This is a genomic window from Vibrio sp. Isolate22 (assembly GCF_022398115.1).
Classification (GTDB): Bacteria; Pseudomonadota; Gammaproteobacteria; order Enterobacterales; family Vibrionaceae; genus Vibrio.
In genome coordinates, this window is record NZ_JAKEUW010000014.1 from 76274 (window position 1) to 98526 (window position 22253).

The window sequence follows — 22253 nt, forward strand, 5'->3', positions numbered from 1 at the left end:
CTCTAGAACACAGTCAAAAAGATGAAGAGAGGCTAGGGGTTAATAAACCATTAGTTTCTTTTTTGTTTTCAGCCCTAAACCACCTACTTCAGTAGGTGGTTATCATTCAGTTTGGCTTTGCCTGTAGTTCTACCCATGTTAAATGCTCCCTTGATTTTTAGCGAAGTCAAAGAGGACAAATAACATGAGCAGATATAATCAAGCTTCCCACGTATTTTGGAGATGTCAATATCACATAGTGTGGACACCAAAGTATCGATTTAGGATTTTGAAAAACAATGTAGGTAAAGAAGTTTATCGATGTATAAATCTTTAGTAAATTTCCATATTTAAGGAGAAACAAACTCTGGGGTAACCACTTTTGGCAAAGGGGCTATTTTGTCGATAGCGTAGGGGTTAATGAAGAGGTTAATGAAGAAATCATTCGACGCTATGTAAGACATCAAGAGAAAAAAGAGCGCGTGGAGCAGCAGCAACTGGCGTTGGACTAAACAAAGGCCCCCTTTTAGGGGGCTCACACAAAGCCACCTTCTTTAGAAGGTGGTAATTTACTTTAGTTGTGAGCAACTGGCAGCAAGCTATTTTGCTTGGTTTAGTGACCAGTCGTACTCATAGCTGATTTTCTTAGCACGCGGTACTGACTTAGTTCGATATTGGTCTAAGTGTTGAATCAGCTGTTGTTGGTTACCAAAATCTACGTCGAACCACTCATAAATCGATGATAGTTGGGTCTTATTACCTTTAATCAGAACACCTTTATCACTATTAATAAACTCAGAGGCCGCTTCTTCCAGTAAAGTTTCGGTGTTGTCTGCAGTAAAAGCTTGAGGTTGAAGGTTTGGACACCCTAAGCTGGCACAGTTTACAGCGTAGTGTGTACGCGGATCTTGCCATATTGGTCTTAAGATGCGGTGCTCAATGTCGTTGAGTGTCAGTGATTTACCATTTACTGATACAACATCATCTCCCCATGGCCCAAAACTGAATAGGCCGCCGAGCTTAGTGATAGATTTAACTGGGTAGGCATCGAGAATCAAATCAACAGTCACAGCATTGTATAGGTTGACCCAGTAAGCGTATTGCTCTGCTTTTGAGTATTCGAGTGGGTTTACCTGCTCTAACTGCTTGATGTATTGCTTTAGCTTTGTTTTATCTGTGTCGGTCACTGCTTGATAACGAACTAGAGTATTTTGCCCCTGTTTAACCAAATAGCTATCGAGGAATTGCTGCCAGCTTTGATGAGAAACCTGTTCTGAGTTGGCCTCATTGCTTTGATTCCAGTACGGCCATAGTTCAGATTTCGGTGCCGACCAAGCTAAGGTTGAAAAAAGTAGGCTGATAATAACGAGTAGTTGTTTCATGGCATTCTCCTGATAGCTGACTACTAAGACCTATTGCTTTACGGTTTTCTTTCATAGCTCGTCAGTTAAATAACAGATCAGAGTCTGGTAGACACTTTAAGCTAAGGCTGAACCAAATAAAAAAGGTTGTCGCTAAGCCAACCTTTTCGAACTTTGATACTGCTTTTCTATTGCAAGGCTTCTTTATTTTAGGAAGCTTGGAATCTTCTCTTCATACGCAGAAATCTTATCAGCGTGCTGCAGCGTTAGGCCGATGTTGTCTAAACCGTTCAGTAGGCAATGACGACGGAACTCATCAATTTCAAACGAGTACTCTTTACCATTTGCGCTTACTTTCATTGCTTCTAGATCAACGGTGACTTCTGCGCCTTCGTTCGCTTCTACGAATTGGAAGATCTCATCCACTTCCTGATCTGTTAGACGAACAGGAACCATTTGGTTGTTGATTGAGTTACCGTAGAAAATGTCTGCAAAGCTTGGCGCAATCATCACTTGGATACCGTAATCAGCAAGTGCCCAAGGTGCGTGTTCACGAGATGAGCCACAACCAAAGTTCTCACGAGCAAGCAGGATTGAAGCGCCTTGGTAGCGAGGAGCGTTCATCACGAATTCTGGGTTTGGTTGCTCGCCAGCATCGTCTAGGAAGCGCCAGTCATGGAATAAGTGTTTACCAAAACCAATGCGGTTCACTTTCTGTAAGAACTGCTTTGGAATGATCGCATCAGTATCGATGTTGGCCGTATCTAGAGGAACGACTAATCCGGTGTGTTGTTGAAAACCTGACATGTTAAATCCTCTAATTAAAGTTCACGAATATCGACAAAGTGACCAGCGATTGCTGCGGCTGCAGCCATTGCAGGGCTAACTAGGTGCGTACGACCATCACGGCCTTGGCGACCTTCAAAGTTACGGTTTGACGTAGAAGCGCAGCGCTCTTGTGGACCTAGGCGGTCGTTGTTCATTGCAAGGCACATAGAACAACCCGGTAGACGCCACTCAAAACCAGCTTCTTTGAAGATAACATCCAAACCTTCAGCTTCAGCTTGAGCTTTTACTTGCTCAGAGCCCGGAACGATTAGCGCTTGCACATGTTTTGCTACTTGGCGACCTTTCGCTACCGCTGCTGCTGCACGCATGTCTTCGATGCGAGAGTTAGTACATGAGCCAACGAATACTTTATCTACGTTATAATCTGATAGAGATTTACCCGCTTCTAGGCCCATGTATGCCAATGCTTTTTCAGCCGATGCTTTTTCAACAGGATCTGCGAAGCTTTCTGGTGCTGGGATAGGTGCATCAACAGAAATTACCTGACCTGGGTTAGTACCCCAAGTCACTTGTGGCTTGATGTCTGCTGCTTCTAGAGTTACTACAGCATCAAACTCTGCGTCAGCATCGGTTTTTAGTGTGTTCCAGTATTCAACGGCAGCGTCAAACTCTTCACCTTCTGGAGAGAATTTACGACCTTTGATGTACTCGTAGGTGGTTTCATCCGGTGCAATTAGGCCTGCTTTAGCGCCCAACTCGATAGCCATGTTACATACCGTCATGCGGCCTTCCATTGTAAGGTCGGTAATCGCCTCACCACAGAATTCAACCACGTAGCCAGTACCGCCAGCCGCTGTTGTTTTACCAATGATCGCTAGCACGATGTCTTTGGCTGTAATGCCCGGAGCAACCTTGCCTTTTACTTCGATCTTCATGGTTTTAGCACGAGCCTGTTTTAGCGTTTGGGTTGCTAGAACGTGCTCAACTTCTGAAGTACCGATACCGAATGCAAGAGAACCAAATGCACCGTGTGTTGCAGTGTGCGAGTCACCACAAACGATAGTCATGCCCGGTAGTGTAATGCCTAGCTCAGGGCCCATTACGTGCACAATACCTTGGTATTTGTGGTTTAAGTCGTAAAGCGTTACGCCAAACTCTTCACAGTTTTTTGATAGCGTTTCCATTTGGATACGAGCCATCTCGCCAGAAGCATTAATGTCTTTGGTTTGGGTTGATACGTTGTGATCCATGGTCGCGAAAGTCTTGCCTACTTGGCGAACTTTACGGCCTTTTTCACGCAGGCCATCAAAGGCTTGAGGTGACGTTACTTCGTGGACTAGGTGACGGTCGATGTAAAGAATCGGATTTTCGCCTTCCGCTGCTACTGCAACGTGCGCGTCGTAAACTTTTTCGTATAAGGTTTTGGCTTGCTGGTTTGTCGACATAGCTTTTCTTCCTTGGGAGCATCAGTCCCAGTGTTTGTTTCTAGCCAAGTCACGCACTCTGGATGACTTGGCTTGATATTATTCTTATGTACTTGCTTAAGAGCGTTATGCTTACGAAGCTAAGATGTACTCTGCAATCTTGTCACCCATTTCAGAGGTGGTTAGAGCTTGTTTGTCGCCTGCAAGATCAGCTGTTAGCTCGCCTGCTGAAAGTGCTTTAGATACCGCTGTTTCAATATCTTGTGCTGCCGCTTCTTCGCCTAGGCTGTAACGAAGCATTAGTGCAGCAGAAAGAATCTGTGCAACAGGGTTTGCGATATTTTTACCTGCAATATCAGGTGCGCTGCCGCCTGCTGGTTCGTATAGGCCGAAGTTGCTTTCGTTCAAGCTTGCAGAAGGAAGCATACCCATAGAGCCAGTGATCATTGCACATTCATCAGAGATGATGTCGCCGAAGATGTTTGAACATAGCATTACGTCAAACTGAGATGGGTCTTTGATTAGCTGCATGGTCGCGTTGTCGATGTACATGTGGTTTAGCGTTACATCTGGGTAATCTTTTGCGATCTCTTCGACCACTTCGCGCCACAAGATAGAGCTCTGTAGAACGTTCGCTTTATCGATTGAGTAGACGTTTTTGTTACGTAGGCGTGCAGATTCAAAAGCAATCTTAGCAATACGTTCGATTTCGTAGCGGTGGTAAACCTCAGTATCAAACGCTTTTTCAGTTGCGCCTTCGCCTTCACGACCTTTAGGTTGACCGAAGTAGATACCGCCAGTTAGTTCGCGTACTACCACGATGTCAAAACCGCGCTCAGAGATATCGGCACGAAGTGGAGAGAAAGACTCTAAACCCTTGTGAATTTGCGCAGGGCGTAGGTTACAGAACAGTTGGAAGTGTTTACGTAGAGGAAGTAGGGCACCACGCTCAGGTTGGTCATTGGGTGGAAGGTGTTCCCACTTAGGACCACCAACTGAGCCGAAAAGTACCGCGTCAGACTCTTCACAACCTTTCACAGTAGACTCTGGTAGTGGACAACCGTGGTTATCAATTGCAATACCACCAACATCATACTCTTCGCGAGAGAAGCTAATTGCATGCTTCTTTTCGATCGCGTCTAGCACCTTATGTGCTTGCTGCATTACTTCTGGGCCAATGCCATCACCAGGTAGTACGGCAATTTTGTATGATTTATCAGTCATGTTAATCCTTTAATTCTTGTTACTGAGCTATTTGGCTCGTTTTAAATTTTGTCCCTAAAGCCAACAACATCGGCTCTAGGGCTCTGTTATTGGGTTCTTAAACTGTCGCGATTTTTTGCTGCTTCATTTCAGCAATGGTGTCTGCACGTTGAATGCTGTTGATAACGTGCAATAGCGCCTGACCAGAAGCTTCAACGATATCCGTTGAAACGCCTGTGCCGTGGTACTTACGACCTTTATAGTTTGCAATGATGTCAGCTTGGCCTAAACCGTCTTCACCTTCACCTTTCGCGGTTAGGTCGAACTTATCTAGTACGATTTCGTAGCCAGTTAAGCGGTAGATACATTGGTATAGTGCGTCAACTGGGCCGTTACCTACAGCGGCTTCGCACTTCTCTTCATCACCACATTGCAGCTTGATGCTGGTTGTAGACATTACACTACCAGATTGTACGCTTAGGTAGTTAAGTTTATAGAAGTCATCTTCGTCACGTAGGTTTGCGAAGTGCATTAGTGCTTCTAAGTCGTAATCGAAGACTTGGCCTTTACGGTCAGCAAGCTTCAAGAAGTCTTCGTAAAGTGAATCTAGACTGTACTCGTTGTCTTTGTAACCCATTGCGTCCATGTGGCTTTTAACAGCAGCACGACCACTACGGCTGGTTAGGTTCAACGCCTTGTTTTTCAGGCCAATAGACTCAGGAGTCATGATCTCGTAAGTGTTTTTGTTCTTTAGCATGCCATCTTGGTGGATACCTGAAGAGTGGCTGAATGCGTTAGCACCAACGATCGCTTTGTTGTCTTGAATCGGCATGTGGCAAAGCTGGCTTACCAACTTACTGGTACGGTGGATCTCTTGGTGATCTAGGCCGGTATGAACACCTAATAACTCTTGACGAGTCTTGATGATCATTGCGATCTCTTCTAAAGAACAGTTACCCGCACGCTCACCAATGCCGTTAATGGTACCTTCAACTTGACGAGCACCCGCTTGTACCGCTGCGATTGAGTTAGCAACCGACATGCCTAAGTCATCGTGACAGTGAACAGAGATGATTGCTTGGTCGATATTTGGTACGCGGTCAAATAGCGTTTTGATAATACCGCCAAACTCGTTCGGTACTGTGTAACCCACTGTATCTGGAATGTTGATGGTTTTTGCGCCAGCGTTTATGGCTGCTTCAACCATGCGACATAGATTATCGATAGGTGTACGACCTGCATCTTCACAAGAGAACTCAACATCGTCTGTGTAGTTACGTGCGTGCTTAACGGCTTTAACTGCCATTTCAACCACGTCATCGTAGCTGCGACGAAGCTTGTCTTGTACGTGTACTGTTGAAGTAGAAATAAAGGTATGAATACGGAACTGCTCAGCCACTTTTAACGCTTCAGCAGCTGCATCGATATCTTTCGCTACCGCACGAGAAAGGGCACAGATACGGCTATCTTTAATGTTTTTTGCGATAGTTTGTACTGACTCAAAATCACCTGGTGATGACACTGGGAAGCCAGCTTCGATTACGTCCACACCCAGTCTTTCAAGTGCATAAGCAATTTGTAACTTCTCTTTTACTGTCAGGCTTGCAGCTAGAGCCTGCTCGCCGTCACGTAAAGTCGTATCAAAAATTATCACTTGATCGTTCATGGGTGCTTCCTTATATCGATATTGTATCGATTGCTATCCAAATTATTATTGAGAATGATGTTCTTTTAAAAGTGCCAGTTACAAAAAAACCCGCTCAGCGCGGGTTTTAATATTTGTGTAGTTCTTGACCCACAACTTACCCGCGCGATTGGTTCACGATAAGGAGAAGTTTCAGCAGTCGAGAAGAAGAAAAAATCATTACACAAATATCCGTAAATAAACTGTTAACACCATATGTACCGTAATTTATTCTGAGCGTCAAACAAGAAAATCCAATATCAGCATACATTAGCGGCGTTTTGGTTTGGTTTGTGCTAATAAGCTTGTGATTATTGGTTTTATCATCTGCTTGGGGTTTTTAGGTTGGGCGGTTAGTTTATCGTTTGGCTTATGTGTAGGTTAAAACTTTGTAGTAAATCTTTTTAATGGAACGATTCACCAAAAAAATCACAAGCGCGTTTAAATTAATTAATCAATTGATTAAATAGTGAGTAATTAATCTTCTGCCAGCGTGTCGATTTATCCCTATAATTAATCGTGTGATTAATTAGGTTAGTAGGTTTTAGTGATGGCAGGGCGTAAAGCAGGACGACCGCAGCAGAATCTCGATGTCAGGCAGTTGCTTATTGAGCATGCTCGTGATCTGTTCGTCGTTCAACCATATGACAAGGTATCCACTCGTTTAATTGCTGAACGAGCCGGAGTGAATATCGCGATGATTCGATATTACTTTGGTAACAAAGCAGGGTTGTTTGAAGCAATGCTGCGTGAAACCTTGCGACCAATGCAACTCCAGATGCATAAGCTGGTAGAAGAGAGCAGCCACGAGAACTTTCTCGATTTAATGCGGACTTACTACAAAGAGATGGTCAAGGTTCCTAAATTTCCTCGCTTAATTGCCCAAGTGATGAATATGCCGCCTTCAGAGGTGCAGAGAGAGCTACTAGAGAAGGTCTTTCTCGATGTCACTAAACCTGCCCAAGATGTCATTTTTGAAAAGCTGATGGCACAAGGCGTTTTGCGGAAGGATATGGATCCTAAGCTCTGCCGCGTGTCGTATATAAGTTTGATGGTATTTCCGTTTATAGCACCACCGCCTTTACTGGCTATTCATGGCATCGAGCTTAATGAAGCTTTTCTGAACCGATTAATCGAACACAACATTCAACTGATGACGGAAGGTTTTATCAATGCACCAAGCCCTTCATCTTTGCAGGAACCAAAATAATGAGAATAAATAAAAAGCTCCTTTTCTTCCCAGCCTTAGCTGTTGGTGTGATTGGTTTAGTAGTGGCGATTAACTTGAAGCCAGACTTACCAACTAAGCCCGCCGGCGACAGGGCGCGCTTGGTTGAAACTGTCAGTTTAGAAAAGCAGATGATAGCGCCGTTGGCGGTTGGGTTTGGCAAAGTGGTACCTAAGGTTGAATGGAAAGCGATTGCCGAGGTAACAGGGCAGATCGTTTATCGACACCCCGATCTTGAGAAAGGGCAGGTGATCCCAGCAGGGACTGAGGTGCTTAAGATCGATCCTTTGGATTACGAGTTGAAGTTGGTACAAGCCGAAGCGGATCTTAAATCGAGCCAGACCTCACTAGAGAAACTGAACCAAGAAGAAGAGAATCTGAAACAGACACTGAAGATCGAAAAAAATCGGCTAGTGATCAGCAATAAAGAGCTACAGCGTAAACAAGATCTGCGTAAGAAAGGGCTGACCTCTCAGTCTGATGTCGATCTACAACAACAGAGCGCACTCTCCCAACAGAAATTGGTATTAGATATACAGAACCAAATCGCTTTGATGCCAGATGAAAAACGTGTCGCGCAAGCGGTGATTAAAGTGAATGTCTCTAAAGTAAAAGAAGCGCAACGCTCTTTAGATAAAACAACCATCACCTTGCCTAGACCAATGCGAATCGCTCAAGTCGATATTGAACAGAATCAAGTGGTTAATCTACAGCAAGAGATGTTCATTGCTCATGGGATTGATGTTATGGAGGTTGAGGCACAACTCTCTATTCACGATATGCAAACTTTAGCCTCAAGCTTTACTCAATTCCCTCGCGATGCTGCTGGCATACCAAATCCATATCAAACGCCAGCTAAGGCAAGCATTCAGTTGAACAGTGGCAGCTTAAATCTGACTTGGCCAGCCAAGGTCGCACGAATCAGTGAAACTGTGGATGAAAACCAAGCGACAGCGGGCATCATCCTTGAAATCAATCAAGACTATTCTGCGATCCAGCCAAACAGCGCTACGCCTTTGGTGAATGGTATGTTCGTCAAAGCGGAGATTGAAGGCTTAGCCAATCCAAGCTGGGTAGTGCCTGAACGTGCTTTACATGGCGATAAGATCTATTTAATGGATGAGAGGCAGCGCTTGAAGGTTGTGAATGTCGAAGTGCTTTACCGCCGAGAGAACCAAGTAGTGATTCGTGGTGAGTTACAGACTGGAGACAAACTGGTTCTTAACGACGTTCTGCCTGCGATTGAAGGCATGCTGCTGAAAGAGTCTGGTTCAAATGGTGATGAGCTTGCCGTTAACAGTGAGGAGAGCGCTTCATGATCAAGTTCTTCTCAAGACACCCAACCGCAGCCAATTTGTTGATGCTTGGTTTGTTGATATTGGGTTTGAGTTCGTTGTCCACCATTAAGCGTGAAACCTTTCCTGCCTATGATCCACCTTACATTATGGCAGCGATTGTTTACCCGGGGGCCTCTCCACAAGAGGTTGAAGAGAGCTTGTGTGTGCGAATGGAAGACGCAGTCGATGGCTTAGCGAACATTGAAGAAACCCAATGTGAGGCGATAGAAGGCAGTGCACGTCTAATTCTCAAGCTCAATGAGAAAGCGGATATCGGTCGAATGCTGGTGGATGTGCAAACTCAGATCAATTCGATCAATGATTTTCCTACTGAGATCGAATCACCTGTTGTACAAGAGCTGGATTGGAATGAGCCAGTCGTTGATATCGCGATCACTGCGGACACCTCATGGCCAGAACTGAAGGCATACGCTGAAGACCTGAAACGCACTATGAAGCTCGATTACGATGTTTCACTGGTTGATGTAAGCGGATTCTCTGATCACCAATATCGTGTTGAGCTGGATACCCAAGCGATTCGCCAACTCGGTTTGAGTGTCGGTGATATTGCCGATCAAATTGGCCGTCAGAATGTGAAACTGCCGAGTGGTAACGTTGAAACGCCAGACAAAAACTTCCTGATTCGCTTCGATGAAAGGCGTATTACACCCGTGGAATTGGAAAGTATTGTGGTGGGTTCGGCGCCAAATGGCTCTGTGATCCGTTTACGAGATATTGCCAAGATCACCGACCGCTTTGAGCTTGATGAACAGAAGGTGCTGTTTGATGGAAAACCTTCTGCACTGCTTAAAATCAGTAAGAACAAAGAAGACGATGCACTGAGAATCAAAGAGCGTGTCACTCAGTTTGTCGAGGACCAGCGTGCAATTGCACCTGATGGTGTGACTCTGCAAATGACTAACGACCTCTCCTCTGTATTGTGGGATCGTCTGACCATGATGGTGCGCAATGGTTGGCAAGGTATTGTGCTGGTATTTGCAACAATGTGGCTGTTCTTTAGCTTACGTTATTCTTTTTGGGTTGCAGCAGGCCTGCCGGTAGCCTTTCTTGGCGGTTTGTTCTTAATGGCCAATTTGGGACTGTCGATTAATATAATGTCACTGGTTGGTTTGTTGATGGCGATCGGTATTATGATGGATGACGCCATTGTGATCGCCGAATCGATAGCTTCCCACCTTGATCGGGGGCAGAACGTCGATGACGCGGTGTATAACGGGGTTAAGAAAGTACTTCCCGGCGTGCTGTCTTCCTTCTTAACGACGGTGTGTATTTTCGGTAGCTTGTTATTTCTCGATGGGGAAATGGGCGCGGTACTCAAGGCCGTTCCTCAGGTTCTGATCTTGGTGCTGTCGTTGAGCTTGATCGAAGCCTTCTTAATCCTGCCGAATCACCTGTCGCACTCTTTGCATAAAGAGAAGAACGATAAACCAGCGCTGCGCTTCAAAACCGTGTTGCTAGAGAAGTTTGAGAACTTCCGTAATACCACATTGATGAATATGGTCGAGAAAGTAGTGACCTTCCGCTATGCCTTCATGGGCGGAGTATTGACCTTACTACTTCTGTCTATCGCTTTGATTGCTGGTGGTGTTGTCAAATTTCAACCATTCCCAGAGCTTGATGGTGATATTGCTGAGGCGCGCATTATCCTTCCTCCTGGGGCTTCATTGTCTCAAACCGAGAGAGTGGTCGATAAGATTGTGGCGTCTGCCGAGCGTTTGAATGAGCAATGGAGCGAAGAAGTTGAAGATGGCAACACGCTCGTCGAACATATCACCAGCCAGTTCAATGCCAATGCCGATGCCAACGAATCTGGCCCGCACTTGGCTACCGTGCGCTTAGATCTTCGTGGGGCTGAGAGCCGTAATACGGTGATTGATGATTTCATCGATGCATGGCGAGAGGATATCGGTGAACTCGCGGATCCAATCTCATTGGTTTTCAAGCAACCAACCATGGGGCCGGGGGGACGCGCGATTGAGATCCGTGCCAAGCATGATGACCTTAATGCATTGAAAGCTGCTTCTTTGGATATTCAGGCTTACTTGAATGAGTTTGATGGCGTTCATGGCGTACTGGATGACATGCGCATGGGTAAAGAAGAGATCTTGGTTAAGCTTCGCCCAGGTGCTGAAACCTACAATGTGAACGGGCAGATGATTGCATCTCAACTACGAGCCGCCTTCTTTGGCCAGACAGCGGACGAGATTCAAATCGGTGTTGAGAATATCTCGATAGAGGTGCGTCTTGATAAAGAGCAAGCGGGCGACATACAGCAGCTGGCTAACTTCCCAATCATTACCGCGGACGGCAGCCAAATTCCGTTAGCTACGCTGGCGACGCTCGATTTCCAGCGTAATTACGTACGTATCCAACGTATTGACGGGCTGAGAACCATTAGTATCTTTGGTGATATTGATAATAAGAAAGCGAGCTCTTCAGCGATCTTGGCTCAGTTCCAAAAAGATGAAGCGCCTAAACTCATCCAGAAGTACCCAGGTTTACGTTTTGATTTTGAAGGGGAAGCGAAGGATGCAGCCAAAACAGGTGCCTCGATGGGCAAAGGCTTCTTGCTCGGTCTATTTGGTGTGTTTGCAATTCTGAGTTATCAATTCAGAAGCTATTTAGAGCCTGTGGTTGTGATGCTCGCGATTCCATTAGCCTTTATTGGGGTAGTGGTAGGTCACTGGGTGCTTGGTCACTCGTTAAGTATGCCAAGTATGATGGGCTTTGTGTCGCTCGCTGGGATTGTAGTTAACGATTCTATCTTACTCGTTCAATACATTCGTCATCACGTTGATGAAGGAGATAGCGTGCATGACTCGGTAGTGAAAGCGAGTCGCGAGCGTTTCCGTGCCGTGTTCTTGACATCGATGACGACGGCAGCAGGTTTGTTGCCCTTGCTCACTGAAACCAGCTTGCAAGCTCAGGTTATTCAGCCTTTAGTTATCTCGATCGTATTTGGCATCTTTGCCTCAACCTTGCTAGTGCTGTTTATGATCCCAGCAGCTTACGCGATCTTGGCGGATTTTGGTTTAGTGAAAAAGCACGAGCCACTCTCGCTGTAGAGTGTTAAGTCAGAAAATAAGAAATGAATAATAAAGCGGCCTTCGGTCGCTTTATTTATATGGGAGGTGATTAAAGCGACCTAAGGCGGCTTAATCATCGGCTTCTCAACCATGGAAAGTTTCATTTTAGTTCATTCAAAACGTCACTTAACTGTCATTTGTTAGGCATAACTTGACCCTTAACTGAATAAGGATTGTTAAGGAGATTGTATGCGTACTATCGAACCTATTGTCCGCTGGGATGTGGCATTTTCTGTTTTCTGTTTGAAGAACCGTTTTAGTGGTCAACACGCTACAGTTAGCAAGGCGATCTCTCATACAGGTGATGGCCACCTCTACATATTGATTGCTTTGATTGCACTGCTAGTCGATAGCAAAACTGGCAGTGATTTTCTGCTGGTGGGCTTAACCGCATTCGCTATTGAGCTGCCGATTTACTGGTTTGCGAAAAATACCCTCAAGCGTCGCAGGCCCGCGGAATTCTCTTCTCTACTTCACTCTCATATTGTCCCATCAGATAAGTACAGTCTGCCATCTGGGCATGCCGCTGCTGCTTTTGTTATGGCGACATTAATCGGCCATTTCTATCCGAGCTTGTATCTATTTAGTTTGGCTTGGGCCGCAGCGATTGCTAGCTCTCGAATACTACTCGGCGTGCATTTTTTAACGGATGTACTTATTGGTGCTGCTTTGGGGATGGCATGTACCAGTCTCGCTATTAGCCTCGTTCTTTAATTATTGTTTAGTCATCACTACTAAGCGCTTAAGTAGCGAATCGAAAGGAAGTCTCATGAAAATATTATACGGCGTACAAGGTACTGGAAATGGTCACATTGCACGAGCAAGGGCAATGGCCGTCGCGTTTCGTCAGCAGAACATTGATGTTGATTTTCTCTTTTCAGGCCGAGAAGCGAGCAAGTACTTCTCGATGGATGAGTTTGGCAATTATCAAGTTCGTAACGGCTTAACTTTTTATAGTGAGCAGGGGCAGGTTAAGTATGGAAAGACATTCATCAAGAATAATATCTGGCGCTTTCTTAATGAGGTTAAGCAAATAGATCTTACGCCTTATGACTTGGTGCTCAATGACTTTGAGCCAGTGACGGCTTGGGCGGCCAAAAGGCAGGGCGTTCCTTGTATCGGTATCAGCCACCAAAATGCCTTTCACTATGATGTGCCTAAAGAGGGTGGAAATTGGATTGAGCATTCTGTGATTCAACACTTTGCGCCCACAGAGCACTCGATCGGTTTGCACTGGTATCATTTTGAGCAACCAATCTTGCCACCTATCGTTCACACCTTAGCTCACAACGAGCAGACTCAAGCGCCCCAGGATTTCACATTGGTCTATTTGCCGTTTGAGGAACTTGAAGCGATTTCAGAGCTATTAATGAAGTTTGTTTCGCACAGTTTTGTCTGTTATCACCCAAATGTGATTGAGCATAGCCAAGTCGAAAACATTACCTTTAAACCACTCAGTCATGCGGGTTTCCAATTCGACCTAAATCAGTGCTCTGGCGTGGTGGCTAATGGTGGGTTTGAACTGCCATCTGAAGCGCTGACTCTGGGCAAGAAACTATTGCTTAAACCACTTGATGGACAGTTTGAACAGCAGAGCAATGTAGCCACACTAGAGGCGCTTGGGTTAGCTCAAACCATGAGCTTTCTTGATCCTGCGATTTTGCGTAGTTGGCTCAATGAAAAACAGGCTGAAGTTGTCTCTTATCCAGATGTCGCTAGTGCGCTTGTTGAGTGGGTTTTAGCCGGGAATTGGGCCAATCAAGATGATCTAAGAAAACAGCTTTGGGAGAAGGTGGACTTTCCGAGCTACGCATCGCTCACCTAATCCATAAGTGGTGTTTTTGGGTTGAATGGCCAATCAATTCATCACTTCAATAAATTGTAACAAATGTAACCGAACGATAGAACAGCTAAATAAGTCGAAATGAAACTCATAAGTAGCGCTTTTATGTTTTTTTATAACTCTGTAACTTTGTGATTTTTAAGTGTTAATTAATCATTAAGGTAAAATAAAATTATTCTTTATCAATCTTGTTGGTAGCCGACGATGTATTGGTTAATAGTAGTGGTAATCCGAAAAACATCGGTCTGATAAATATAAGAACTAGTGGTTATCTATTCCCATACCATTACAAATTTAACGCTGTCGTACCGACAAGAGGCAACTTGAATGTTAGAGAAAAAAGATGCAATGAGTGCTATTGCTAGCTACAGAATGGAAAGCACACTTCGTGGAGTAGACTTAAACCTTTTGACTGTATTCGACGCAGTAATGCAAGAACAAAACATTACACGTGCAGCTCACAACTTGGGTATGTCTCAGCCGGCTGTAAGTAATGCCGTAGCACGCTTAAAAGTGATGTTTAATGACGAACTATTTATGCGCCAAGGTCGTGGTATTCAACCGACTCAACGTGCACGTCAGTTGTTTGGTCCTATCCGTCAAGCACTACAACTAGTACGTAACGAATTACCAAGCTCTGTGTTCTCTCCAGAGTCGTCTTCTCGCCTGTTCAAGCTTGCGATTTGCAGCCCATGTGACATGCGTTTTGCACCTAAGATTATGTCGACAATTAACGATCAAGCACCGAGTGTAAAACTGCACATGGATGCTGAATTCGATCGTCAACTTTCTGAGCGTATGCGCTACCAAGAAATCGACTTCGTTATTGATTACGCTCGCTTCGATGAGCAAGGCTTCTCTAGTACTGAGATCTTCCAAGACGAATTGGTTGTGGTTGCTTCTTCTTCTCACCCACGCATTAACGGCGAAGTGACAGCTGAAGAGCTATTGAACGAGAAGCACGCGAAACTGTCTCGCATTCACGGTCAACGCAGCTTCTCTGAGCAAGCTTACCGTGACCTAGACTGCATGCCTTTCTACGAAGGTACGAGCCTAAGCAACGTACTTTACGTTGTTGGTCAATCTGAGCTAGTAACGATTGCACCTCGTTGGATGGTAGAGCACGCAGCAAACAAAGAGAATCTACAAATCCTAGATTTCCCATTCGATAATGCGGCAATCTCTGGCTACCTAAGCTGGCACGAATCAAGTGAAAAGGACAAGGGACACATTTGGTTACGAGATCAGCTAATGATGATCTGTGGCGAAGTAGTGGCGCTTAACTAAGCACTAAACTCTATGATTTATAAGCCCTAAGCCGGTATTCTGGCTTAGGGCTTTTTTGTGCTTGCTATCTTTGCTGACAGAAAACTTAGCGAGAGACGTACTATTACTGATAACTTTGAGCTCCATCAGTTGCCTTTTCCATTATCAGAGGTACACTTGTGCGCTCAAAAAAGCTTACAGGTGTAAGCCAAAGGTAAAGAGATGGCCAATTTAGATTTTCATATCGTAAAAAGACTTCGTGACCAAATTGCCCAAGGCGGCAACCGTACAGCTTTGAAACACAAAGTAGGTAATGTATGGCAAGGCATTAGCTGGCAGCAGTTTGGAGAACAAATCGATACGCTTTCATTAGCGCTATTGGCTCAAGGATTGAGAGTTCAAGATAAGATCGGTATCTATTCAAACAACATGCCTCAATGGACTGTGGCAGATTTTGCTGCTCTGCAAGCTCGTCTTGTTACTGTGCCGATTTACCCAACCAATACAGCTGCGCAGTCTTCTTACATCATCCAAAATGCGGATGTGAAGATCCTATTCGTCGGTGAGCAAGCTCAATTCGATGCTGCGGTTAGCCTATTTGAAGAGTGCGAACAGCTAGAAGTAGTTGTGGCGATGTCTGATGATATCGATCTTCAGGGCCACAGCTTTGCGGTATCTTGGAATGATTTCATGGCTCGTGGCGTTGAGTCACAACAGGCTGAGTTCAATGCTCGTCTTGCTGATGCAAACATGGATGACTTACTGACCCTTATCTATACCTCTGGTACAACAGGTCAGCCTAAGGGCGTAATGCTTGATTACACCAATGTTGGCTATCAACTAGAAGGGCACGATGAGCGCTTGAGCTTAACTAAAGACGATGTTTCGTTGTGTTTCCTACCTTTATCACATGTATTTGAGCGTGCTTGGACTTTCTACGTGCTCTACAAAGGCGCAACTAACTGCTATCTGCAAGACACAATGCAGGTACGTGACGCACTGAGTGACGTGAAACCTACCGTAATGTGTGCGGTTCCACGCTTCTATGAAAAGATCTTCTCTGCGATTCACGAGAAAGTATCTAAAGCGCCGTTTATCCGTAAAGTGCTATTTACTTGGGCGGTAAACATGGGCGCGAAGCTCTCGGTTTGTCACCAAGAAGGTCGTACACCATCACTGATGTTGAAGAAGAGCCATGCGCTAGCCGATAAGCTTGTCTTATCTAAGCTGCGAGCGCTGCTTGGCGGTAACATCAATTTCATGCCATGTGGTGGCGCGAAGCTTGATGAAACCATTGGTCGTTTCTTCCATGCTATCGGCATTAACGTAAAACTTGGCTACGGCATGACAGAAACCACGGCAACGGTTTCGTGCTGGGATGACCGCTGCTTCAACCCTGACTCAATTGGTATGGCTATGCCGGGCGCTGAAGTGAAAATTGGTGCTCAGAATGAGATTCTTGTTCGTGGCCCAATGGTGATGCGTGGCTACTACAAAATGCCAGAAGAGACAGCGAAAACATTCGATGAACACGGCTTCTTGAAGACCGGTGATGCAGGCCATTTTGATGAAAATGGTAACCTGTTTATTACCGACCGTATTAAAGAGCTGATGAAAACTTCAGGCGGCAAGTACATTGCACCGCAAGTAGTAGAAGGCGCGATCGGTAAAGACCACTTCATCGAGCAGATTGCTGTTATTGCTGATACACGTAAATTCGTTTCTGCACTGATTGTTCCGTGTTACGACTCGTTAGAAGAGTACGCTAAAGAGTTGAATATCAAGTACCACGATCGAGTAGAACTGATTAAGCACCACCAAATCGTTGAGATGCTTGAGAAGCGAGTGAATGACTTGCAGCAAGAGCTTGCTAAGTTTGAGCAAGTGAAGAAATTCAAGTTGTTGCCAAAAGCGTTTTCAATGGATGATGGTGAATTAACGCCAACTCAGAAACTGCGTCGCAAAGTTATTAACGACAAGTATCAAGACGAAATCGAAGAAATGTACACTGAAAAGCCTAAAGATAAGTAGTTTTTAGGATAGATAAATTTTCAGTTGTTTAAAAATCCCCCTACGAATGTGATTGCATTTTTAGGGGGATTTTTTATGGCTCAAGACTCGGAAGAATGTGCGAATGCGCACACAGAAAAGTGCTTCATTTATCGATAATTAGGCATTTATATAAATATTAAGTGCTTTTTTTTGATTTAAATGTGGTTTTTATGACTAGTTAGCTAGCTTGGTCTAGTGTTTGTTTGATGTTTTACGCTGATGGTTAGTTTTTTAACATGATCGCCGGATAACGGGTGTTAGACCAGATGATAATAAAGCGTTAAAGTTGTTTCGTATTACTGTTTGTTGTTATCACGACAGACAGCCATAGCCGAAAAAGTGGAAGTATTTCGAATTAGGCTACGAATAAGCCCTAGACTATGAAAAACCAGCCCAACACGTTCACCAAATGTGATTGGAAACTGGTGAGGAGAGCAATATGACAACAAAACCTGAAACAGCAATGTTATCCGGCGCTGAGATGGTGGTGCAGTCTCTTATTGAAGAGGGTGTAGAACAAATCTTTGGTTACCCTGGTGGTTCTGTACTTGATATCTATGATGCGCTGCATGCGAAAACAGACGAAATCAAACACGTATTAGTACGACACGAACAAGCTGCTACTCATATGGCAGATGGCTATACTCGTTCTACCGGCAAGCCTGGTGTAGTACTGGTATGTTCTGGTCCTGGCGCAACCAATACCGTCACGGGTATCGCAACGGCGTACATGGACTCGATCCCAATGATCGTTATCTCAGGTAACGTACCAAACAATCTCATTGGTAATGATGCCTTCCAAGAGTGTGACATCGTGGGTGTATCTCGCCCAATCGTTAAACACAGCTTCCTAGTTAAGAAAGCGGAAGATATCCCTGAAGTTCTAAAAAAAGCATTCTATATTTCAACTACAGGACGTCCTGGTCCTGTAGTTATCGATCTGCCAAAAGATGTATTAAACCCGCAAATCAAGCTTCCTTATGAATACCCAGAAACGATCAAAATGCGTTCGTACAACCCAACGGTTACGGGTCATAAAGGTCAGATCAAGAAGGCACTAAAGGCACTTCTTGAAGCGAAGAAGCCAGTACTTTATGTCGGTGGTGGTGCGGTTATCTCTGAGGCCGATCAACAGCTGATCAAATTGGCTGAAGCACTGAATCTACCCGTAGTAAGCACACTCATGGGTTTGGGTGCTTTCCCAGGTACTCACAAGAATTCTCTAGGCATGTTAGGCATGCACGGTTTGTACGAAGCCAATATGGCGATGCATAATGCCGATCTTATTTTTGGTGTCGGTGTACGTTTTGATGATCGTACAACCAACAACCTAGATAAATACTGCCCGAATGCGAAGATCATGCACATTGATATCGACCCATCGTCGATCTCTAAAAACGTGAAAGTGGATCTGCCTATCGTAGGCTCGGCGGAAAAAGTACTAGAAAGCATGGTTAACCTGCTGATTGAGCAGGGTGGTACTAACGATGCTGAAGCTCTTGAGAGCTGGTGGAGTGAAATCAAGCAGTGGCAAGATCGTAACTGCTTAGCGTATGAAAAATCTTCTGAGTGCATTAAGCCGCAACAAGTTATTGAAGCTCTGCATAAAGTAACCAATGGTGATGCTTATGTTGCTTCTGATGTTGGCCAACACCAAATGTTCGCAGCGTTATATTACCCATTTAACAAACCGCGCCGTTGGATTAACTCGGGTGGTCTAGGCACTATGGGCTTCGGTCTACCTGCTGGCATGGGTGTTAAGTTCGCTAAACCAGATGAAGAAGTGGTGGTGGTAACCGGTGACGGCAGTATTCAGATGAATATCCAAGAGCTGTCGACGGCACTCCAATACAACATCCCAGTTAAGATTATTAACCTAAACAACCGTTTCTTAGGAATGGTTAAACAGTGGCAAGACATTGTTTATCAAGGTCGTCACTCAAACTCATATATGGACTCTGTTCCTGATTTTGCGGCTATTGCGGAGGCTTATGGTCACGTAGGTATGCGCATTTCATCTCCGGATGAACTGGAATCAGGTTTGGAAAAAGCACTGGCGATGAAAGACCGTTTGGTATTTGTCGATATCAGTGTGGATGACACCGAGCACGTATACCCAATGCAGATCAAAGGCGAGGGTATGGATAATATGTGGCTAAGCAAAACGGAGAGAACATAATATGAGACACATTATTTCACTACTAATGGAAAACCAACCGGGTGCGCTTTCTCGTGTGGTTGGCTTGTTTTCTCAACGTGGCTACAACATCGAGTCGTTGAACGTATCTCCAACCGATGATCCAACGCTTTCTCGTTTGAACGTGACAACTAACTCGAGCGAAATGCAGCTTGAACAGATTCAGAAGCAACTGCATAAGCTGATTGATGTTCTTAAAGTTCAAGAGGTTTCTGAGCTTGAGCACATCGAGCGTGAACTCTTGATGGTAAAAGTTCGTGCGAGTGGCTTTGCTCGTGCAGAAGTGAAGCGCACGGCAGATATCTTCCGTGGTCAAATTGTTGATGTGACGGCTTCTCAATACACGGTACAAATGGCGGGTACGAGCGAGAAACTGGATGCTTTCATTCAAGCTCTATCTGAAGTAACGGAAGTACTTGAAGTGGCACGCAGTGGCGTGGTCGGCATCGCTCGTGGTGAGCGCGCGCTGAAAGCTTAAACGTTAAGTATTTAAAAAATAGCTATAAAGCCGCTTTTTTAAGCGGCTTTTATTTTGTTAATTTTATAGAGTGCTATAATCCTGAGCTTCCTTCTACTTTCATTTGAGTTAGCAATGAGAAATAGTAAATCGATAATTACATTGCTGATTATTTCGATAGCACTGTCTTCGGCAGTGGGACTTTACTATTTACAACGCTACAAAGAAGTCAAACAGCAGAGCTTTGATGATTCTGCGAAGCAAGCCCTTCATCAGTTGGTTTACGCTGAGAGGGACTACAACCTCTTAAAAGCTCAATTGGTTTCGGTTATGAGGTTACTGAGCCATAGTCAAAGCTTAGTTAACTTCGCATCTTCCCCCTCTGAGCAGACGAAAAGCCTCTTAGAAGAAGTATGGCAGTCTGTATTAGTGAACCAAAAATGGTACACACAAATTCACTTAATCGACGTTGCGGGTAAAGAGTTGGTTCGCGTGAACTATTCGTCTTTAACAGGAGCCGTGACGCTGCCTCAGCTATTACAAGATAAGTCTGACTCTAACTATTATCAGTTTGCACAGAGCCTAGAACACGAAGATATCGGTGGTTGGGGGATAGAGCTTGAAACTGAGCATGGTGAGTTAGCATACCCTTATAAGCCTGTCTTTCGAGTGTTCACTCCTGTCGAAACACCTGAAAAGCGTGTCGGTTATCTAGTGATCAATCTCGATGTCTGGGGGCTCTCTTCGCGCCTTAACTTCTCTCCGGATTATGATTTTAGATCGGAAGTCGTTAATGGTGAGGGCTATTACATCGCTAGCCCAAACAACAGCAAATTGTTTGGCGACTCTGTTCCGGAAAGAAAAGGTTTCAACCTCAAAAACATAGCTCCTAAAACATGGAAAGCGCTCTCTCAGCAACAAAAGGGGACGGTATTTGAAGATGGCAACTTGTTTGCATTTAACACAGTTCTGCTAGCCAATAATCAAAAAATGTACTTTGTGATTCAGCTTAATGAGAAGCAACTTCTTGCTCGAGCTGAACGAGACCTTAACGATCTTGCCCACGAAGAGATCATCGTACTTTTCACGGTATTGCTTTTCGCTTTTCCGTTTGCGTATCTCGTGACACATTATCGACGTCGTAGTTTAGAGAGTAAACTCGCGCGTGCTGCCTTGAATGGTATGTCGGCCGTGATGATCACGGACAAACAGCATCGCACCATGATGATCAACAATGAGTTTGAAAACATGACCGGGTACAGCGAAGCGCAGGCTATCGGTCATAATGCACTGCAGCTTCTGCTGGAAAATACAGATCAGCAGCTCACCAGCGAATCTATCTGGCGGCACTTAGATAATGAAGAAGTGTGGGAAGGCGAGGTATTGTGTAAGAACAAACTGCGTATTCCTTTTACCGCAATCATGCGTGTCCATGCGGTCAAGAGTAACTCAGGTAAAGTAAGCTACTACATTACCTCACTGGTAGATATATCAGTAAGGAAAGAGCTCGAAGTGCGTCTGCGCTTTTTGAGTGAGCGAGATGCTTTGAGCAATCTCTGGAATCGTCGAAAGTTTGAAGAGCAGTTAGCTTACTATTCTCGCTTGGTTGAGCGTTACCCAAATGAGGCGACGACTTGTTTAGCTTTAGTCGATATAGATAACTTTAAACGAATCAATGATGAGCTTGGTCATGATGAGGGTGATCGTGTGATTGCCAGAGTGGCCAAGCTTCTACAAGACAGCCTTCGAAGTACCGATTTTGTGGCGCGTGTTGGTGGTGAAGAATTCGCACTGTTAATGCCACACACCTCTCTTCCAGAAGCGAAACGTGTATTGGACCGACTACGCATTGAGATTGAACTGTCTGCAGGTACCAAGGTAACTGTCAGTGTCGGTTTCACAGACTTGACGAGCAACAGCACCCGTTCATACAAATGTGCGGATGTCGGGCTTTATGAGTCGAAATCATCTGGGCGTAATACCGTTTCTATCTGTCCTAGCTATGCGGATGTCGCGTAGCTTTACACCTTTCTTTATTCTTAGTTCTACTTGTTTACCGCAACTGTATTTCTTTAGGTGCCCTTTACTTAAGAGAGTGATTAAGCTTTTTCAATGTATATCTCAAGAATCTCACTTTTGAGCGAACTATGTCACAAATTTTTTACAGTTAGACTAAAGTCTAATGTTGGTGAAAATTTGAGCTAAAATGAACATTAAGTAAACTACGTTGCTTCAGATTACATCGTGTTAAGCGGTGTAATAAATAGAGTGTTTACCAGATAGTAAAGGGATGACACCGTTAACTTAATTCAGCTGGTTAGCTAGC

General features: G+C 44.7%; 15 protein-coding genes and 1 pseudogene. 11 read left to right on the forward strand and 5 right to left on the reverse strand.

Annotation, left to right across the window (positions count from 1 at the left end):
- Positions 1-184 precede the first annotated feature (184 nt).
- Positions 185-491 (forward strand): annotated as a pseudogene (locus L1D55_RS10390) (transposase).
- Positions 492-578: 87 nt separating this feature from the next.
- On the opposite strand, the gene L1D55_RS10395 reads toward L1D55_RS10390, so the two are convergent.
- From L1D55_RS10395 to leuA, 5 genes are all read right to left on the reverse strand, one after another.
- Entirely contained in the window at positions 579-1361 is a 783-nt protein-coding gene (locus L1D55_RS10395; protein ID WP_239917378.1) for a DUF547 domain-containing protein, read from the reverse strand.
- A 183-nt stretch (positions 1362-1544) separates the two neighbouring features.
- The gene (leuD, locus tag L1D55_RS10400) at positions 1545-2147 is read right to left on the reverse strand and encodes a 3-isopropylmalate dehydratase small subunit (protein ID WP_004740809.1); all 603 of its coding nucleotides are present in this window, start codon (positions 2145-2147) and stop codon (positions 1545-1547) included.
- Positions 2148-2161: 14 nt separating this feature from the next.
- Positions 2162-3574 (reverse strand): 3-isopropylmalate dehydratase large subunit, encoded by a 1413-nt coding sequence (gene leuC, locus L1D55_RS10405; RefSeq protein WP_004740808.1) that lies wholly within the window; start codon positions 3572-3574, stop codon positions 2162-2164.
- Between the two features lie 111 nt (positions 3575-3685).
- A complete protein-coding gene (gene leuB, locus L1D55_RS10410) occupies positions 3686-4777 on the reverse strand; it encodes a 3-isopropylmalate dehydrogenase (RefSeq protein ID WP_004740807.1) in 1092 nt (363 codons plus the stop codon).
- Between the two features lie 97 nt (positions 4778-4874).
- Positions 4875-6422 carry a 2-isopropylmalate synthase gene (gene leuA / locus L1D55_RS10415; protein WP_008219998.1) on the reverse strand — a complete coding sequence of 516 codons (1548 nt, stop codon included), beginning with the start codon at positions 6420-6422 and terminating at the stop codon, positions 4875-4877.
- A gap of 568 nt (positions 6423-6990) precedes the next feature.
- Between leuA and L1D55_RS10420 the strand changes: the two genes are divergently transcribed.
- The 10 genes from L1D55_RS10420 (at position 6991) to L1D55_RS10465 (ending at position 21946) form a co-directional block, all read left to right on the forward strand.
- The gene (locus L1D55_RS10420) at positions 6991-7650 is read left to right on the forward strand and encodes a TetR/AcrR family transcriptional regulator (RefSeq protein WP_171366927.1); all 660 of its coding nucleotides are present in this window, start codon (positions 6991-6993) and stop codon (positions 7648-7650) included.
- Positions 7650-8987 (forward strand): HlyD family secretion protein, encoded by a 1338-nt coding sequence (locus L1D55_RS10425; RefSeq protein WP_239917379.1) that lies wholly within the window; start codon positions 7650-7652, stop codon positions 8985-8987. Before L1D55_RS10420 ends, L1D55_RS10425 begins: the two co-directional genes overlap by 1 nt.
- Complete coding sequence (locus tag L1D55_RS10430; RefSeq protein WP_239917380.1) at positions 8984-12091, forward strand: efflux RND transporter permease subunit; 3108 nt, start codon at positions 8984-8986, stop codon at positions 12089-12091. Before L1D55_RS10425 ends, L1D55_RS10430 begins: the two co-directional genes overlap by 4 nt.
- Before the next feature lie 210 nt (positions 12092-12301).
- The gene (locus L1D55_RS10435) at positions 12302-12826 is read left to right on the forward strand and encodes a phosphatase PAP2 family protein (RefSeq protein ID WP_128162091.1); all 525 of its coding nucleotides are present in this window, start codon (positions 12302-12304) and stop codon (positions 12824-12826) included.
- Positions 12827-12881: 55 nt separating this feature from the next.
- Complete coding sequence (locus L1D55_RS10440; RefSeq protein ID WP_239917381.1) at positions 12882-13937, forward strand: MJ1255/VC2487 family glycosyltransferase; 1056 nt, start codon at positions 12882-12884, stop codon at positions 13935-13937.
- Between the two features lie 345 nt (positions 13938-14282).
- Positions 14283-15242, forward strand: a complete 960-nt coding sequence (gene leuO, locus L1D55_RS10445) for a transcriptional regulator LeuO (RefSeq protein WP_128162087.1) — start codon at positions 14283-14285, stop codon at positions 15240-15242.
- Positions 15243-15443: 201 nt separating this feature from the next.
- Positions 15444-17252, forward strand: a complete 1809-nt coding sequence (locus L1D55_RS10450; protein ID WP_239917382.1) for a long-chain fatty acid--CoA ligase — start codon at positions 15444-15446, stop codon at positions 17250-17252.
- A 460-nt stretch (positions 17253-17712) separates the two neighbouring features.
- Positions 17713-19452, forward strand: a complete 1740-nt coding sequence (locus tag L1D55_RS10455; protein WP_004740798.1) for an acetolactate synthase 3 large subunit — start codon at positions 17713-17715, stop codon at positions 19450-19452.
- A 1-nt stretch (position 19453) separates the two neighbouring features.
- A complete protein-coding gene (gene ilvN, locus L1D55_RS10460) occupies positions 19454-19948 on the forward strand; it encodes an acetolactate synthase small subunit (protein ID WP_008219984.1) in 495 nt (164 codons plus the stop codon).
- Between the two features lie 114 nt (positions 19949-20062).
- Positions 20063-21946, forward strand: coding sequence for a diguanylate cyclase (locus L1D55_RS10465; protein WP_239917383.1), 1884 nt, complete (start codon positions 20063-20065; stop codon positions 21944-21946).
- The last annotated feature ends 307 nt before the right edge of the window (positions 21947-22253 follow it).